The sequence below is a fragment of the Mucilaginibacter aureus genome, from assembly GCF_053514885.1.
Genome location: NZ_CP170601.1, coordinates 3,055,677 through 3,072,760, shown reverse-complemented (window position 1 = coordinate 3,072,760; position 17,084 = coordinate 3,055,677). Strand labels below are relative to the sequence as shown.

The window sequence follows — 17,084 nt, the reverse complement described above, 5'->3', positions numbered from 1 at the left end:
AAAAACAGACAGCAAGAAACTGTTTAGTATTGCAAAAATTAAGACTGGCCCGGCTTTTCTTCAATATGCGCCCGGAAAGTTTTGATATAATCAGAAGGTGCGATGTTGAATTTCGCTCTGAAACACGTACTGAAGTATTTCGGACTGCTAAAGCCGACGATGTAGGCAATTTCGGCCACGTTTCCGCTGCCGGCATCAAAGTATTGCCTGGCCCTTTGTAACCGGATATCGCGCACAAACTCAACCGGCGCGATCTGGGTAAGACTTTTAAACTTCTTATAAAAATTAGCCCGCCCCATATTTACCAGCGAAGACACTTTATCGATATCGAAATCGGGATCAGCCATGTTCTCTTCAATGATGGTAACCACATTTTTCAAAAACTGCTCATCCTTTGAGGTTACAACAATATCACCCGGCGCTAAGCTGATCACCTTCTTTCCTGCGCTTATCTTTTCAAAGATCTTTTTTCGCTGTTCAAGAATGTTGCTGATGGCAGCTAACAATAATTCGTTTTTAAAGGGTTTGCAGAGGTAGTAATCCGCGCCGTACCGCAATCCTTCAACCTGGTGTTCTACAGCGTTGCGGGCCGACATCAACACCACGGGTATATGGCTGGTAGTATCATCATTCTTCAATTGATCAATAAGCCCGATGCCATCTAATTTAGGCATCATCACATCGCTCAGCACAATATCCGGCAGTACCGATCTAACCAGCGCCAGGCCCTCCTCCCCATCAGCCGCAACCTGTACACGGTAAAGCTCGCTGAGCTGTATCCGCAAAAACTCACGCATGTCCGTATTGTCCTCAACCAATACCAATAGCGGCAATTCTGCATTTTGTGGTTGATCACCTGTATCAACCGGCTGTACATAACCATACTGCTCATTAATATGGGGCTGATGATCCCGCAATGCATCGTCGATGTGTTCACAATCAAAAAAGGGCATCACCATTTTAACCGATAAGCCACCGCCCGGCACGTTTTTAGCTATAATTGAACCCTGATGCAGCTCAACAAGCTCTTTCGACAAAGCCAGCCCAATGCCGGTTCCCTTACTATTTTTTACAACTGTTCGCTCATCAGAATGATATAGCTCAAAGATATTATCAAGTTCGGCCTCAGGTACCCCTAAGCCCTGATCAACCAATTCGATGATTATTTGTTCTTCCTCTTCATCACGATCAATATTAACGGTGATCTTTTTCCCATCGGACGTGAATTTGAATGCATTGCTTAATAAATTATAAATAATGGTTTCGATCTTATCATGATCAAGGCAAACAAAAATACTTTGTTCAGTGCTTTCGATAACCAGGTCGATCTGCTTCTCGCGACGAATGTTTTCAAAGTGAATGCTGATATCTTTAATGAAAACGATCAGATCAAACCGCGATAATGTAAGTTTACCTTTTCCACTTTGGATCTTCCTGAAATCGAGTAATTGATTCACAAATCTCACCATGCGGTTAGCGTTTCGTTCAATAATATCCAGATACTGGCGTTCCTGCTGTGGGTTAGTGTGCTTTTTGATCAACTCATCGATAGGGTTCAGAATGAGCATCAGCGGGGTACGCAACTCGTGCGAAATATTTGTGAAAAAGTTAAGTTTCAATTCGGTAAGCTGGTGTTCAACAGCTATTTCATGCCGTAATTTAAGCGCTGTAAGGCTATTGCGCCAAAGTATAACCGCTACTGTAATAATAATGGCCGCATAGATGAGGTAGGCCCACCATGATAGCCACGGTGCCGGTAGTACGGTGATTGCCAGGCTTTTGTAAGGAACGTTGCTGTACCTGTCGGGGTCTACACATTTAATTTCTAAAGTATAATGTCCGGCCGGTATGTTGGTATAGGTTGCCCGCAACTGGTTGGCATTATCATGCCAATAATTATCAAACCCAACCAAACGGTACATAAAAGGCAGGTGACTATCAAACCGGTAATCCAATAATGAATAATCTACACTGAGTACATTTTGGTTGTGATGGAGTGTGATGCCCGGTGTATAATTAATACTCTCGTTCAGGATACGGGAACTGTCGGTGATGGAAATTTGCTCGTTATTTACCCGGAGATTTGTTAAAACCAGGTTGGCACGTATGGCATGAGGCTTTATGGTATTGGGATCAAAAATGAGGTATCCTTTAATTGTGCCGAATACCAGTTTGCCATCACGTGTATTTTGGCATGTACTTTCTGAAAATCCCGCAACGGGAAGCCCCTCATAGGATGTAAAGTTTTTGATGTGTCTTGTCTGCAGGTCGAGTCGCGAAAGACTGCCTTTGGTGGCTATCCAAAGCTGATGAGCGTTATCTTCTGCACAACTTAAAACATAATCATTAGCAAGGCCTTCTTTGGTAGTGTAATTTGAGAAACTGATATTACCGGTCTGCGAATCGCTGGTTGCCAGGTCAAGCCCACCTCCTGAAGTGGCGAGCCACATACGACCCAGGTGATCCGCCATGATGAACTGAATATCATTATTGCCAAGACTTTGCTTTACGCCGGGCTGTTTGTGGTATTGCCTGAAGGTGAAGTTGTTATTTGCCTCGCTGAGGATCACCAATCCTTCTGTCGTTCCGATCCATAAACGTCCGTGCCTGTCCGTTTCAATGATCCTGATCTTTTCCAAACCCTGGGGATAGTTGTAATGCTCATGGTCAATATGCAAAAAATTGGTAGCTTGCTTGTTTATTGCGAGCAGATCAAGTCCGTGATCGAACGAACCTATCCATATCCTGCCTTTACTATCCTCTTTTATCGCATAGATCTGATTGCTGCTAATCGAATTAGGATTTTGGTCGTCATGCGTAAAATTGATCAAATGGTAAGAACTATGTACAGCATCGTCGGGTATCGCTTCAAAAATGCCATTGGCTTTTGTGCCCATCCAAATGTTGCCGTTTCGGTCTTCTTTGATCACGTATACCGCGCCCAATTTCTTCCCGTTAAGGTTACTAAACCGGGCCGCTGTTAACGCTCCCCGCTGTAACCAGTAGATCTGTCCCGCCTTGGCGCATATCCATACCCGGTTCAAACGGTCGACGCAAAGACTTCTGATCTCGTTATCTGATTGAAAGATTGCTGATGTGTTAACCAAATGGTTCTCAAAATCGCGCGGTTGAAAAATTATCTTTTCCAGGCCATGCTCATCGGTATGCAGCCACATTACCCCCGAAGGGTCGTAAAACGCAACAGTAACCAGGTTTGAAAAAGCATGATCCTTCGCCCCCGGCTCGTTATGAAAATACCGGAAAGCATCCGTTGTCTCATCATAGTACCCAAAGCCACCATCGCGTAGCACACACCATATTACACCATTTCTATCCTCTAAAACTTTAAAGTGGTTGCCAGCGTTGATATTTTTAGCGTCGTTTGCCTGAAAGTAAGTCTTAAACGCCCCCCGGTTATCAACCTTAAAAACTCCTTTGTTATCCGGCTCAATCCAAATATTACCGTGCCGGTCTTCAAACATGTTGTATAAGGGCGATCTGTCAGGGGAATTAAATCTTTCGATCGACTGATCTTTTAAATGCAGGGTTATCAGCTCACCTGTCGCAGTGGTTACATATAACTTGCTTTTATCGCTGCTGATGAGCAAACTGTTTAATGCACTTTTACTCAGTTGTATACTAGCGAATTGTTTCTGCGCCTTTTGATATGTCCACAAAACGCCTTCTTTTGTTATAAAAAACAACCGGTCGTTGGTTTCACCCGCCGCTATGAAAGACATTGCCGGGCCGGTTAGATGTGTGGGCGCAAGTTCGTACCCGCCGTTAAAAGTACGGGTAAAACGGACAAGCCCTTTTGCTGTCCCCAGCCAAATGTCGCCGTCAGACGCCCTGAAAAAAAAGTTGATCTTATCGGCTGGCAACCGGTGTTTAATATCGGCATTAGCCCGAAACCAAACATATGTGGTTGGAGCTTTACGGATTTGTGGCACATAAATAACCCCGTTGTTGGATACGTTTACCCACATTTCATCATTCCGGGCAAACAATACACGGTCGAAAGCCACTTTTTGATGTAAGCCAATGATGATACTAAGCGAGCGGAACCGTTCATCCTTTTTGGTGAAGCGGTAGATCTGTCCGTCGTAAGCTTTAACCCAAAGGTGGCCGGTATTGTCTTCGTCGATACGATCTATACGATTATTACCTATTTGCGAAGAATCATTGGCGATCGATCTGAAAGAACTAAAATGATTACCATCAAACCGGTTTAATCCATACCAGGTGCCAAACCACATATAACCATCGCTATCCTTAAACATGGTGGTAATTACGTCATGCGATAAGCCATCTTCGGTAGAATAATGCTCAATTTTAGCCGGCATTTGTGTTTGGGCCTTGCCCGAATTTGATAGTAAGCCGCTTAGCAGAATAAATAGTATGATATGCAGAATTCTATTCATAGTCGCTTCACAACTGTGCAAAAAAGAGCTTATTGATAGCTGGTTTAAAATTGATATGACCAACAGCCGCCGGGCTTTTTACGATATGGTCAAATCGTGATCCAAAGATGAAAAATAAAGATAATAAAAAAGCTTTTTGCCTGTGCAATCGGTTGAAATTTTTATCGAAGCATTGTCAGGACAATATCTGCCAATAGTTATATCAAATAATGGACTAAAAAACACAAAATTTAAACCCTCACTATCAGGCAAGCAGGTATGTTTGCTCCATAATTCCCTTGTTTTATAACCCACATCCAATCAAATTTAAATGAAAACCGGTTTATTACTGTCTGCAATACTGAGCTTTACACTCTTTTCTGGTGTATCAAATGCCCAAAATCCAACTTATTCATGGGCCCACCTACCATCTGTGGAGACTCCGGTATTTAGAACCGATACTTTTAATATTGCAGATTATGGTGCTAAAGGCGATGGAAGTATCCTGAATACCGTAAACATCAACAATGCGATCAGTGCCTGCAATAAAAAAGGCGGGGGGGTAGTACTTATTCCTGCGGGAGTTTGGCAAACCGGACCGATCGTATTGAAAAGCAATGTAAACCTGTATGTCAGTAAATCGGCCCTGCTACAGTTTACTGATGATAAAAGCCAATATCACTTAGTAGAAGGCAATTTTGAAGGTCGCCGGGCCGTGCGTAACGAGTCGCCGATCACAGGGACAGACCTGGAGAATATAGCGATCACCGGCGAAGGCATAATTGATGGGCATGGCGAAGTTTGGCGTGCTATGGGTAAAGATCGTGTGACCGAGAAAGAATGGCAGGACATCATTAAAACCGGGGTATTGAGCGATGATGGCAAAACGTGGTACCCATCTGAAAGTTATGCCAAAGGTGTTAAAGCATTAAAGGGAGCAACACCTTTGCCGGGAAAACCCTTAGCTGATTATATGCCGGTTAAAGACTTTTTCAGACCAAATTTATTGGTGCTGACCAATTGTAAGCGCGTGCTGCTGCAAAATGTAACCTTTCAAAACTCGCCTGCCTGGTGCCTCCACACCTTGCTGTGCGAACAGCTAACCTTTGACGGGGTTAAGGTACGGAACGAAGAGAATGCACAAAACGGCGATGGGATGGATATCGAATCGTGCGCTTACGTTAGAGTGGAAAATTGCACCCTGGATTGTGGCGACGATGGTATTTGTATCAAATCGGGTAAAGATGAGGAAGGCAGGAAACGCGGCAAAGCATCCATGTATATGGTCATCCGCAATAATGTGGTTTATAAAGCACACGGCGGTTTTGTTATCGGCAGCGAAATGTCGGGCGGGGCGCATGATATCTTTGTTTCAGATTGCACTTTTATCGGTACCGCCAGCGGTCTTCGGTTTAAAACCGTACGTGGCAGAGGCGGGATAGTTGAAAATATATTCATTCGTAACATCAGGATGCGAAACATTGTTGGCGACGCCGTCACTTTTGATATGTACTATTTCACCAAAGCTCCAAATCTGGCACAAGGCAAGGGCACCATCGAAATGCCGCCCGTAGGCGATGGTACGCCCCGGTTTAGAAAATTTTATATCGAAAATATTGTTTGCGATGGTGCCGCCCGCGGAATATTACTGCGTGGCCTGCCCGAAATGAGCATTCAGGATATCCATATCACAGGCGCACGGATAACCGCTGATGCCGGCATGGAAATAGTTGAAGCAAGCAATATCAAACTCAAGAACATCTCCTTAGTGTGCGAGAAAGATAAAAAGCTTATCCATATCGAAAACAGCACGAACATTGATTTTGACTATTTGAATGCCCCAAAAACACCGCCCGTGCTTTTCAGCATTGATGGCGACCGCTCAAGATCCATTAACCTTGCACATTCTCCGGCAGTAAAGGCCGATATGCATAACCAGTTTCAATACGGAGCTAAAAAAGATGATCTAACGGTGGATTGAAAATGAAAGACACTCTATCCTATGCAGAGCATTCTTACATTAAGATCCCCTATCTGCCAGGGGGGAAATTGTAAGAAATTTTTCGATCTCTCCTTTTATTTCGATCACTCAAAAATCAATCATTGTCCCAGGGGGGGAATTGTAAGAAATTTTCGATCTCCTTTTTATTTCAATCATTCAAAAATCAATCATTCAATCATTGTCTAAGGGGGGAAATTGTAAGAAATTTTTCCATGTTTCTTCCACTTCTTTTTTATACAAAACCAATGACCCAATGATCAATGATTAAAATTATTATTTAGCCAATTTTTTAACCTTAACCGCACCCGGACCTTTTAGCCCCTGCTCAATCTCAAAAGTAACTTTATCATTTTCCTGTATGGCTTCCTGCAACCCGTTAACATGCACAAAAATGCTTTCCTGGCTTTGCATATCCTTAATAAAGCCAAACCCTTTCGACTCGTTAAAAAAAGTAACCACGCCACTCCGCACCAGGTCCTCGGGTGAAGGCTCCGCCTGTTTGGGTACAGCAATCTGGATATCTTCGGCCGCTACCTTACGGCGTTTGGCCGGATCTGGTGGTGTATCCGTAATATTACCGTACTCGTCGGTATAAGCCATCATGTCTTCCAGGCTCTTGCCTTTGTCCGAATTTGCTTTGCGTTCTTCCGCCTTTTCCTTCTTTTCTCTTTGCTTATTCGCCTTTTTCTTTTCCCTATCCTTTTTACTAAATGTTTCTAATGATTTACCCATGTCTATAATATAGGCATTTTTTTTGAAATTGCCAAAATTTAAATTCACAAATCTGCATTAATTTGTTTAGGCAGGTCTTCTTTTAACGGGTAAACAATCTTTCTAAACCATATTCAGCATAAATTGTGTAAACAACCCTTGCAGATTTTTATTATACCAAATGCTCATGACGATAAATAAACATACTTTCGCTAACTTAGCTTTTAATGAAAATAGCCACTTATAACGTTAACGGCGTAAACGGCCGCCTGCCTGTATTGCTCCGCTGGTTAAGCGAAACGCAGCCCGATGTAGTTTGCCTGCAGGAATTAAAGGCCCCACAGGAAAACTTTCCGGAACAGGCCATCAAAGATGCAGGATACAATGCCATTTGGCATGGACAAAAAAGCTGGAACGGCGTAGCCATACTGGCCCGTACCGAAATACAGGAGCTAAAGCGTGGCCTGCCGGGCGATCCGGAAGATCTGCATAGCCGCTACATCGAAGCATTGATTAACGGCGTGGTTGTTGGTTGTTTATATCTGCCAAACGGCAACCCTGCCCCCGGACCTAAATTTGATTATAAATTGCGCTGGTTTGAACGTTTTACCCAACATGCGGCCGGTTTGCTTGCACGCGATTTGCCTGTTGTTTTGTGTGGCGATTACAACGTGATGCCAACAGAGATAGATGTTTATAAACCCGAGCGCTGGGTTAATGATGCTTTATTCAGGCCCGAAACACGCGCGGCTTTTCATAATTTAATAGCCCAGGGATGGACGGATGCCATCCGCAAACTATACCCAACCGAAGTTATCTATACTTTTTTTGATTATTTTAGAAATGCGTACGAGCGGAATGCCGGGTTACGAATAGATCATTTTTTGTTAAGCCCGCACCTGGATAGCCGCCTTACCGCAGCCGGTGTTGATCGTAATGTACGCGGCTGGGAAAAGAGTAGCGACCATTGCCCGGTTTGGATCGAGCTTTCTTAAGCCGAAGCTTTAAGCAGGTTGGTCAGCAATGAAGTGCTTTAGGCCTGTCAATATTTTGTGCCAGCCTTTAACTGATCTGTGATAACGTTTATCAGCTCCTTCGCCGCTACCTACATCATCGGTAATGGAGAGTGTGGTTTTACCATCGGCATAGGTCAGCTCGTCGGTCACGGTTGATGTTGTCGCATCTTTACCTTTTCCGTTTTTTAGGGTATATTTAAGTAGTTTGTTAGGCGTAATTTTAACAATTTCGCCTTTCATTTCTATCGGGATAACCCAAAACATTTTGCCCTTAAAGATGATCGGACCGCCTGCCTTCCAATCAGATAGTACGCGGCAGTTAAAAAAGTATTTCTCTGTTTTGTCCGGGTTGGTCAATGCATCCCATACTACCTCGGGCTTTGCATTCAAGGTTATTTTTTGATGAACAACGTAATCTTTCATAGCGCATCTTTCTTTACTGTTCAATATCCCAACAACTAAAACCCAACTTGGTTTATATCAGCATGCCGGTTTATTCCAGGTAATAGTGTTTTATCCGTGTAAGTTCGTCATCCAGTTCGTATACCAGGGGTACGCCTGTGGGTATTTCAAGGCCGGTCACCTCTTCGTCGCTCAAATTATCAATGTATTTAACCAGTGCACGTAAACTGTTGCCGTGCCCGGAGATGATCACTTTTTGATTTTTGCGCATCTCGGGTACAATGCTTTCCTGCCAAAACGGTAGTACCCTATCCATTGTTTCGCTTAAATTTTCGGTCAGGGGTAATTCGCGTTCGGTTAGGTGGCTGTACCGCAAGTCATGTCCCGGATAACGATCATCGTCTTTGGTAATGGCGGGTGGCAGCTCATTCGGGTCGCGGCGCCATCGTTGCACCTGCTCAAAACCGTATTTAGCTATGGTTTCTTCCTTGTTCAAACCCTGCAAAGCGCCGTAAAACCGTTCATTCATCCGCCATGATTTTTGTACCGGTATCCACAAATGATCAAGCTCTTCCAATACAATATGCAGGGTTTTAATGGCACGCTTTAAAACCGAGGTAAAGCCGATATCAAAATTATAGCCGTGTTTGCTTAGTACTTCGCCGGCATGTTTGGCCTGCAGGTAACCGGTATCGCTCAGGTCAACATCTGTCCAGCCGGTAAAGCGGTTTTCTTTATTATAGATACTTTCGCCGTGGCGTATCAAAACTAATTTTTGCATCCTGTAAAATTGTTACTGCTGTAATGTTTTTATATTGGTATTGTTTTAAAAAACATTTACTTTTAATTGTTCATATTACACCATCGTAATTATAAACCAATTTATCAAACCTAAAAATTATGGCAGAAACATCTATCATCTCTTTAAAAGAGAACACCGCTAACCCGGCTCCCCTTGGCTTGCTGGCCTTTGGCATGACTACCGTTTTACTCAACTTTAAAAATGCAGGTTTAATTGAAATGAGCCCCATGATATTAGCTATGGGTATTTTTTATGGCGGCCTTGCACAGGTAATTGCGGGCATTATTGAGGCTAAAAAGAACAACACCTTCGGATTGACGGCTTTTACCAGCTATGGCTTTTTTTGGCTCACCCTGGTAGCGTTGATATTGATACCTAAATTTGGCTGGATGCCCGCTCCTACTGATGCCTCTATGGCAGCATATTTAGGCATGTGGGGTGTTTTTACCTTGTTGCTGTTTTTTGGCACATTAAAATTAAGCCGGGCACTGCAATTGGTTTTTGGTACGCTAACTATCCTTTTCTTTTTACTGGCAGCCGAACATGCTGGTTGCGAAGGTCTGGGCCATTTTGCCGGCTACGAAGGCATACTTTGCGGCTTACTGGCTATTTATACAGGTATTGCACAGGTGTTGAATGAACTTTACGGCCGTGTGGTATTGCCATTGGGCCCTGTTACAGCATAAACAATTAAGCTATAAATATAGGCCCGCAGAAATACGCTGCGGGCTTTTTTATTGCATATATTTATTATTTTCGGTTATTATTTAACCTATACAATCCATCCCTTTTATGGCAGATTTTTCAATATCCTTTAACTTAACCATGGGTGCCGAGGGCGGTTACGCCAACAATCCTGCCGATAGCGGCGGCCAAACCTACCGCGGTGTTGCCCGTAATTATAACCCCAATTGGAGCGGCTGGCCTATAGTTGACAGCATTTTAGCTACCAAACCAGCAAACATCAACGCTGCCTTGGGCGCAAACGCTCAGTTGCAAACCGAAGTGGAATCATTTTATGTAGCAAATTACTGGAATGTTAACAGCACCGGTTCTATTAACGATCAGCAGATCGCCAACCAGGTGTTTGATACTTCGGTAAATATGGGCACCGGCCGTGGCGCGCAGTTTTTACAGCAGGCAGCAGGTGTACCGGTCGATCGCATCATCGGGCCGCAAACACTGGCCGCCATAAATGCAGCCGATCCGCAAACACTGTACAATGCATTTATAGCATTACGCAAACAGTTTTACCAAAACATTATAGCTAATAACCCATCGCAGGCGCAGTTTCAAAACAGCTGGTTTAGCAGGTTATGGCCGTATGTACCCGGCAAATACTAAACACATTACCCTATTTTGATGCCCGGTATAAATATGCCGGGCATTTTTATGCCAGTGCAATACACTCTACCGACACTAATATACCACCCGGAAAGGGATTAACCTGCGGCGCACTGCGTGCGGGTGGATTAACCGGAAAAAATTCCGCATAAACTTTATTGATAGCAGCAAATGTAGGATCGGCATCTGCAACCATCCACACCGTAGTTTTAACAACTTTATCAATACCACTGCCTGCTTCTTCAAGTATGGTCTTAATATTCCTGAGCGCCTGTCGTGCCTGCTCCTCAAAACTATCGCTGATGAGTTTCCCGGTTTCACGCACGGTACCTGCCGTTCCCGAAACATAAATTAAACCAGCGGCTATAGTAGCCTGTGGTATAAAGGTATTTAACCTGGGTACACCTGCAGAGTTAAAACTTACTATATCATTCATTATGTGAGGTTTAGTGTGCAATATAACTAATTCTCCGTTAACAAAAAAAGCCATCCACTCTGCAGTGGATGGCTTCTCAGGAAATCAATAGTACTTCTTCATATCTTAATATAACGTAAACTCAACCCTGCGGTTTTTCTGACGACCGGCAGCGGTTTTATTGGTAGCTATAGGTTGTGTTTCGCCATAACCTGTCGCCTCAATACGCGATGGATTGGCGCCTTTGCTTACCAAATAGTTTTTGATCGATTCGGCGCGGTCTTTTGATAACCTCATGTTTAAGTCAGACGAACCTGTATTATCTGTATGGCCGGCCAGTTTCAGGCTAAAGTTTTTATCAACCAGTAAACGGGCAACCCTGTCTAAGCTTGGAAATGAATGCGCGCGGATGGTTGCTTTACCTAAATCAAATTCAAGGTTGGCAATAGCATCTTTAACAACTTTACGGTCGGCTTCGGTTATGTAAACTTTTTCAACAGGTTTAACAACTTCCAGCGGACAACCCGAACCATCAACTTTAGTACCGGCAGGAGTATTAGGGCATTTGTCGAACGCATCCGGAACGCCGTCGCCGTCACTATCCTGAGTTAATTTGGCCAGGTTAGCGTTGGTAGTAGCTAAATTATTGTTGGTTTTAGTTAAGTCGGCACGTAAACGGTCGTTCTCTGCTTTTTGAGCATCCAGTTCACTTTGTAAGGCTTGTGCCTTGGTCATGTATTCATAACGCATCGACGATACGGGGTTATGCGTTGCCAATTGCGGTTTTGACTTGCCTCCAAACGCAAATTCTAAACCTGCATGAGCGTAAGCAAACTTATCGTTATTGTATGCAAATGCATAACCATCAACAAAATCCGAGTTAACAAAATTCATCTGGTATCCCAGGTCAAGGTTAACGCTCTTAGCAATATTGAACTTTAAACCTACGCCCACAGGGATAAAAAACTCCTGGAAATCGGTTACGGTTGTTGCCAATGGCAATCTGCTACCTGTGCCGCTGTATACTTTAGGCGTAAACGACATGAAACCACCGCCTAAAGTAAGGTAAGGCTGTATAGCTCCCTGATTATGGCGCCAGTTAATATTGGCCAGAGTAATATTGGCAGCTAAGGCTGCAGTCCAGTTCAATTGGGTGCTATAGCTTGCGTAAGGCTGAGGCGAAGCGGTAGTTGGCGCTCCGTTACCGGCTATCTGCCCTCCAAAATATTCCGCCTCTAATCCAAACGAAGGCAATATTTGTTTTTTGATATAGGCGCCATAACCTAATTGGGTTTCGCGCCCTTTAAAATCCTGCTTGCCGCCTATAAAGGTATAAGGGGTTATCATCCCGGCGTGTATGCCAAATGACCAGGTTTTAAAAGCACTGCCCGGCGAAAATGGCTGCACATAGTTTTTTGTTAAAGTAGTGTCGGCCGTTTGAGCTAACACTGTACTGCCGAGCATTAATCCCGACAGCAGCATAGTTGTAGTTTTTAAGTTGAGTTTCATCATTGTTGTTGTTTGTGGTTGGCTTACCCAAAAGGGAAAACGTTATGTTAAGTGCGGCAATAGTAATGCCATGTAATTATATTTCTCCATTATCCGGTAACTAAATAACATCCGTTAAAAGCTTTAAGGGGCTAATAATAAGGTTAAGTACAAGTTAAGTAGCACATACGTTGTTTAAATAATGCCTGATGTCTTGCTGTGACATGGCATTATTTATTAGTTTTTTACTTAAAATCTGTACTAAATTATATACAAACTTAAGATAATATTAGAATTTAGTGCTTAAAAAAGCATAGTTGTGATTAATTCCATCGTCTAATTTCTTTTCAGGGATTGGGCAGCTGGCATCAACTTTACTTGTAGGCTATTCATTCAACAGCCCGTAATTGTCCTTTAATTCCACTCCGCTAAGTTTCCTTTTCAGCGATTCGGCAATTAAATAGAAAAGCTTATCAGCTGCAGCCAAAAGGTTTAAACCATCGGGACGAATATTAGATATGCAATTGCGCGATTCGTCGGTTAAGCCAACCCGTGGTTTGTACGTTAAATAAGCGCTCATACTATCCGGAGCAGTTAACCCCGGCCGTTCGCCTATCAATATTACGGATAACATCGCCGTAAAGGCCTGCCCTATTTCATCGGCTATAGCCACCCGGCCCTGCTCAACTATACTGATATTTAGCGCAACCATGTTTGCTGCCGTGAGTTTGGGTACCAGGAACTGCAGCAAGCCGGCCGCGTACTGGTTTATGGCTGTTGCCGATAAGCCATCGGTAATAATAACAGCAATAGTAACCGGTGGCTGGTTTTGTAGTTGTTGTATCGATGCGTCATCCAGTCTGCGGCCATAGTCGGGCCGTGTTAAATACTTTTCGCGATGGGCGGCCCGGCTATGCAAATAATGAACAGGCAGGTTAAACTGCTGCAGATCATCGCGCAAAGCATCAACATCCAATTTTGAATATACGGCATCGCGGGCATGGGCATGGGCCAGCTTAAACTCAAGCATTTGCTGTAGCGGAATAGCGTTACCTGTGCGGCCAATGGCAATACGGGCAGCGGTAAAGCTTTTAAGCCCTGCCCAGGCGTCCGCTGTAATTATCGTATTATTAGGTTCGTTACTCATAAATTCATGCCTTTTAACAGTTTTGCCGGATCGTGATGGTGGTTTAACTGCCCATCGGTATTGTATATGCCCTGTTTAATCAGCCATTGTTCAAACTCGGGCGCGGGCCTTAATCCCAATACCTTGCGCAGGTATAACGCATCGTGAAACGAGGTCGACTGGTAGTTCAACATAATATCATCAGAACCTGGTATGCCCATAATAAAATTACACCCTGCCACACCCAGCAGGGTAAGCAGGCTATCCATATCGTCCTGGTCGGCCTCGGCGTGGTTGGTGTAACAAACATCAACACCCATGGGCAAACCCAGCAGTTTGCCGCAGCAATGATCTTCTAAAGCCGCACGGATAATCTGTTTGCCATCGTACAGATACTCCGGGCCAATAAAGCCCACTACCGTATTCACCAACAGCGGCTTAAACCGGCGGGCAACGGCATAAGCGCGCGCTTCGCAGGTTTGCTGGTCAACACCATGATGTGCATTTGCCGAAAGGCTGCTGCCCTGCCCTGTTTCAAAGTACATTACATGATTACCCACCGTACCCCGGTTCAACGAAAGCGTGGCCTGATAAGCTTCATCCAGCAAGGCCAGGTTAACGCCAAAGCTGGTGTTTGTTGCCTGGGTGCCCCCGATGGATTGAAAGGCCAGATCGACCGGCGCATTTTGGTTGATGAGTTGGATGGTAGTAGTAATATGACACAACACGCAACTTTGCGTTGGGATATCAAACTGCTGCCGCAAATAATCAATCAAATTAAGTAAAGCGGCAACCGCAGCCGGACTATCAGTAGCCGGGTTTATACCAATCACCGCGTCGCCGCTGCCATACAACAAACCGTCTATCATGCTTGCCGCGATACCTTTCACATCATCGGTTGGGTGATTGGGTTGCAAACGAGTTGAAAAACGCCCTTTTAAGCCAATGGTATTACGAAACCGGGTTATCACCTCGCATTTTTTGGCAACAGCGATCAAATCCTGGTTGCCCATCAGTTTGGATACGGCGGCCACCATTTCGGGCGTAAAACCCGGGGCCAGCTTTTGCAGTACAAAACCATCCACATCGTCGGATAACAGCCAATCGCGCAAGCCTCCAACCGTTAAATGACTCACCACATTAAACGCTGCCATATCATGACTGTCGATAATGAGCCGGGTTATCTCATCACTCTCATAAGGTATAATAGCTTCGTTTAAAAAGCTTTTAAGCGGCACATCGGCCAGTGTCATCTGCGCTGCAATTCGCTCTTCGTAATTATCGGCATTCAGTCCTGCCAAAGCATCACCTGATCGATATGGCGAGGCTTTACCGAGCAGAATACGTAAACTATCAAACCTGTAAACCTTACCACGTATAGTATGCTGGTATGCCATAGTTTATGATGCCGGCGTAACCGGTGCAATTAACAACAAGTCCTCGGGTACACCATCTTTATGCTTACCTAATACCATAAAGAGTAAGACAGTTACGGCCATCCCTGCAAAAAATACCAGGCTTAACATTGGGTTAAACCAAATAATTGCAAATATGCTTACGCAAGATATAATTAAGGCTATAGCCGGAAATACCGGGTAAAACGGCGAGCTAAAGGGCCGCTCCAGTTTAGGCTCTTTAATACGCAAAACAAATAAGCTTAGCATACTCATCATATACATTAAAACGGCTCCTAATACCGAAAAGATCAATATCTGATCAGTAGTACCGGTAAGGATAGCTGTACATCCAATAACGCCGCCAATTAATATGGCCCAATGCGGGGTATTGAACTTTTTATTGACCGTTGACAGGAATGCGGGCAGGTAACCGCTTCGCGCCATAGCGAAAACCTGGCGCGAATAAGCCAGTATGGTGCCATGAAACGAAGCTATTAAACCAAATAAACCAATACTTGCAAATATTTTGGTCAGTCCGTTTGTTTTACCCAGCACAATACTGATAGCCTCGGGTAGCGGGTAATCAATCTTACTTAAATTATGCCAGTTGGTGATCCCTCCGGTTAATATCATCACACCAAAAGCTAAAAAAACCAGGGTGACAATACCTGATATATAACCTTTCGGGATATCTTTTTTAGGCTCTTTAACCTCTTCGGCAACCATGGCAATACCCTCGATAGCCAGGTAGAACCAAATGGCAAAGGGTAATGCTGCAAACACGCCTCCCCAGCCAAAGGGCATCGGGTCGGTTAAAAAGGTTTGCATTTTAAACGATGGCGCTATTACGCCCATAAACATCAGCAATTCGGCTATTGCCAGCATAGCTACCACGATCGAAAACACTGCCGACTCTTTTACGCCCGAAATGTTCAATCCCATAAAAATGAGATAAAAGCCAATTGCGCAGGGTACTACCGGCACAGCGGGGTACAAAAAATGCAGGTAACTACCTAAGCCCGAAGCGATAACCGGTGTAGCAAAAAGAAAATCGATCAGCGTAGCATACCCCGCAATTAAACCGCCAATGGGTCCAATGGCGCGGTAAGCATAAGCAAACGCGCCGCCGGCATGTGGTATAGAAGTAGTTAGCTCAGTATAACTAAATACAAAAGTAACATACATGGCGGTGATGATAACGGTAGCAATAAGGAAGCCTATTGTACCCGATACGCCCCAACCCAAATTCCACCCTACGTATTCGCCCGATATAACCAGGCTAACCGCAATGGCCCATAAATGTATCGGCTTTAATACCTTTTTAAGGTGTGGAGCTTGCTCGTTGGGCATATCCTTGTGCTTGAGTGGAATACGCGAAAAAGATAGCGAAAAAAAGTCAAAAGTAAAAAGTCAAAAATCAAAAAAAACAGAAAAGCGGAGCATGAGCAAGCAATAGTTTCAAGTGATCCTTCAACAGGTTCGGCATGAAAACCGCTTTTTTGACTTTTTACTTTTAACTTTTAACTTCCTCCATCTTATCAACCGTAACTCCAAAGCGCCTCAAAAACTCCACCCCTTCGTCAAAAGGCAGGCCTTTATATGCCGCATACGATTTTTGGAAATAAACTTTGGTTATACCCGCCGAGAAGATCAACCTTGCGCAAGGCAAACATGGCGATAAGGTAGTATACAAAGTTGCGCCTTCCAGTTTGGTGCCGTTCTTCACTGCGTATAATATGGCGTTTTCTTCAGCGTGTAAAGCCAGCGAGCAGCTGCCTTTAGCATCGCGGGCGCAGCCCGTACCCGGCCATTCTTCATCGCAATTATGCGTACCTGCAGGAGGACCGTTATACCCTATCGAAATAATGCGGGTATCTTTAGCCAAAACAGCACCAACCTGGGCCTTAACGCAGTGTGAGCGTTTGGCCAGGTCGAGCGCGAGGTTCATAAAAATATCGTTAAAACCGGGTTTAGTCATAAT

At 44.2% G+C, this 17,084-nt stretch carries 14 protein-coding genes; 4 read left to right on the top strand and 10 right to left on the bottom strand.

All coding sequences use genetic code 11. The annotated features are described in order from the left end of the window. Positions 1–38: 38 nt before the first annotated feature. The gene (locus tag ACFGVR_RS13115) at positions 39–4,421 is read right to left on the bottom strand and encodes a hybrid sensor histidine kinase/response regulator transcription factor (RefSeq protein ID WP_448697687.1); all 4,383 of its coding nucleotides are present in this window, start codon (positions 4,419–4,421) and stop codon (positions 39–41) included. Positions 4,422–4,731: 310 nt separating this feature from the next. Between ACFGVR_RS13115 and ACFGVR_RS13110 the strand changes: the two genes are divergently transcribed. Next, the gene (locus tag ACFGVR_RS13110; RefSeq protein WP_448697685.1) at positions 4,732–6,381 is read left to right on the top strand and encodes a glycoside hydrolase family 28 protein; all 1,650 of its coding nucleotides are present in this window, start codon (positions 4,732–4,734) and stop codon (positions 6,379–6,381) included. A gap of 294 nt (positions 6,382–6,675) precedes the next feature. On the opposite strand, the gene ACFGVR_RS13105 is transcribed toward ACFGVR_RS13110, so the two are convergent. Further along, positions 6,676–7,134 carry a cold-shock protein gene (locus ACFGVR_RS13105; RefSeq protein ID WP_448697683.1) on the bottom strand — a complete coding sequence of 153 codons (459 nt, stop codon included), beginning with the start codon at positions 7,132–7,134 and terminating at the stop codon, positions 6,676–6,678. Between the two features lie 206 nt (positions 7,135–7,340). Here ACFGVR_RS13105 and xth point away from each other — a divergent pair, with 206 nt between their 5' ends. Beyond that, positions 7,341–8,108, top strand: a complete 768-nt coding sequence (gene xth / locus ACFGVR_RS13100) for an exodeoxyribonuclease III (protein WP_448697681.1) — start codon at positions 7,341–7,343, stop codon at positions 8,106–8,108. Between the two features lie 9 nt (positions 8,109–8,117). Here the strand turns inward: xth and ACFGVR_RS13095 are convergent, their stop codons facing one another. Continuing rightward, complete coding sequence (locus tag ACFGVR_RS13095) at positions 8,118–8,552, bottom strand: SRPBCC family protein (protein WP_448697679.1); 435 nt, start codon at positions 8,550–8,552, stop codon at positions 8,118–8,120. Between the two features lie 70 nt (positions 8,553–8,622). Continuing rightward, positions 8,623–9,312 (bottom strand): 2,3-diphosphoglycerate-dependent phosphoglycerate mutase, encoded by a 690-nt coding sequence (gene gpmA, locus ACFGVR_RS13090; protein ID WP_448697677.1) that lies wholly within the window; start codon positions 9,310–9,312, stop codon positions 8,623–8,625. A 119-nt stretch (positions 9,313–9,431) separates the two neighbouring features. On the opposite strand from gpmA, the gene ACFGVR_RS13085 reads away from it, so the two are divergent. Both ACFGVR_RS13085 and ACFGVR_RS13080 read left to right on the top strand, forming a co-directional pair. After that, positions 9,432–10,019 (top strand): acetate uptake transporter, encoded by a 588-nt coding sequence (locus ACFGVR_RS13085; protein ID WP_448697675.1) that lies wholly within the window; start codon positions 9,432–9,434, stop codon positions 10,017–10,019. A 106-nt stretch (positions 10,020–10,125) separates the two neighbouring features. Continuing rightward, complete coding sequence (locus ACFGVR_RS13080) at positions 10,126–10,677, top strand: glycoside hydrolase family 108 protein (protein ID WP_448697673.1); 552 nt, start codon at positions 10,126–10,128, stop codon at positions 10,675–10,677. 46 nt (positions 10,678–10,723) lie between these two features. On the opposite strand, the gene ACFGVR_RS13075 is transcribed toward ACFGVR_RS13080, so the two are convergent. The 6 genes from ACFGVR_RS13075 to ACFGVR_RS13050 all read right to left on the bottom strand — a co-directional run bounded on the left by ACFGVR_RS13075 (position 10,724) and on the right by ACFGVR_RS13050 (position 17,081). Beyond that, positions 10,724–11,113 carry a RidA family protein gene (locus ACFGVR_RS13075; protein WP_448697671.1) on the bottom strand — a complete coding sequence of 130 codons (390 nt, stop codon included), beginning with the start codon at positions 11,111–11,113 and terminating at the stop codon, positions 10,724–10,726. A 105-nt stretch (positions 11,114–11,218) separates the two neighbouring features. Further along, positions 11,219–12,604, bottom strand: coding sequence for an OmpA family protein (locus ACFGVR_RS13070; protein WP_448697669.1), 1,386 nt, complete (start codon positions 12,602–12,604; stop codon positions 11,219–11,221). Positions 12,605–12,965: 361 nt separating this feature from the next. Further along, positions 12,966–13,727 carry an ethanolamine ammonia-lyase subunit EutC gene (gene eutC / locus ACFGVR_RS13065; RefSeq protein WP_448697668.1) on the bottom strand — a complete coding sequence of 254 codons (762 nt, stop codon included), beginning with the start codon at positions 13,725–13,727 and terminating at the stop codon, positions 12,966–12,968. Then, on the bottom strand, positions 13,724–15,103 hold the full coding sequence (locus tag ACFGVR_RS13060) for an ethanolamine ammonia-lyase subunit EutB (protein ID WP_448697666.1): 1,380 nt from the start codon (positions 15,101–15,103) through the stop codon (positions 13,724–13,726). The genes eutC and ACFGVR_RS13060 overlap by 4 nt, the downstream gene beginning before the upstream one ends. A 3-nt stretch (positions 15,104–15,106) precedes the next feature. Continuing rightward, positions 15,107–16,453 carry an ethanolamine permease gene (gene eat / locus ACFGVR_RS13055; protein ID WP_448697665.1) on the bottom strand — a complete coding sequence of 449 codons (1,347 nt, stop codon included), beginning with the start codon at positions 16,451–16,453 and terminating at the stop codon, positions 15,107–15,109. Between the two features lie 163 nt (positions 16,454–16,616). Continuing rightward, positions 16,617–17,081 (bottom strand): deoxycytidylate deaminase, encoded by a 465-nt coding sequence (locus tag ACFGVR_RS13050; protein WP_448697663.1) that lies wholly within the window; start codon positions 17,079–17,081, stop codon positions 16,617–16,619. Between the last annotated feature and the right edge of the window lie 3 nt (positions 17,082–17,084).

Bases quoted from the DNA above. Each gene is read 5' to 3' on its own strand.
- ACFGVR_RS13110 (WP_448697685.1), top strand. From the start codon at position 4,732: ATGAAAACCGGTTTATTACTGTCTGCAATACTGAGCTTTACACTCTTT.
- xth (WP_448697681.1), top strand. From the start codon at position 7,341: ATGAAAATAGCCACTTATAACGTTAACGGCGTAAACGGCCGCCTGCCT.
- eat (WP_448697665.1), bottom strand. From the start codon at position 16,453: ATGCCCAACGAGCAAGCTCCACACCTTAAAAAGGTATTAAAGCCGATA.
- eutC (WP_448697668.1), bottom strand. From the start codon at position 13,727: ATGAGTAACGAACCTAATAATACGATAATTACAGCGGACGCCTGGGCA.
- ACFGVR_RS13085 (WP_448697675.1), top strand. From the start codon at position 9,432: ATGGCAGAAACATCTATCATCTCTTTAAAAGAGAACACCGCTAACCCG.
- ACFGVR_RS13075 (WP_448697671.1), bottom strand. From the start codon at position 11,113: ATGAATGATATAGTAAGTTTTAACTCTGCAGGTGTACCCAGGTTAAAT.
- ACFGVR_RS13050 (WP_448697663.1), bottom strand. From the start codon at position 17,081: ATGACTAAACCCGGTTTTAACGATATTTTTATGAACCTCGCGCTCGAC.
- ACFGVR_RS13115 (WP_448697687.1), bottom strand. From the start codon at position 4,421: ATGAATAGAATTCTGCATATCATACTATTTATTCTGCTAAGCGGCTTA.
- ACFGVR_RS13060 (WP_448697666.1), bottom strand. From the start codon at position 15,103: ATGGCATACCAGCATACTATACGTGGTAAGGTTTACAGGTTTGATAGT.
- gpmA (WP_448697677.1), bottom strand. From the start codon at position 9,312: ATGCAAAAATTAGTTTTGATACGCCACGGCGAAAGTATCTATAATAAA.
- ACFGVR_RS13080 (WP_448697673.1), top strand. From the start codon at position 10,126: ATGGCAGATTTTTCAATATCCTTTAACTTAACCATGGGTGCCGAGGGC.
- ACFGVR_RS13105 (WP_448697683.1), bottom strand. From the start codon at position 7,134: ATGGGTAAATCATTAGAAACATTTAGTAAAAAGGATAGGGAAAAGAAA.
- ACFGVR_RS13095 (WP_448697679.1), bottom strand. From the start codon at position 8,552: ATGAAAGATTACGTTGTTCATCAAAAAATAACCTTGAATGCAAAGCCC.
- ACFGVR_RS13070 (WP_448697669.1), bottom strand. From the start codon at position 12,604: ATGATGAAACTCAACTTAAAAACTACAACTATGCTGCTGTCGGGATTA.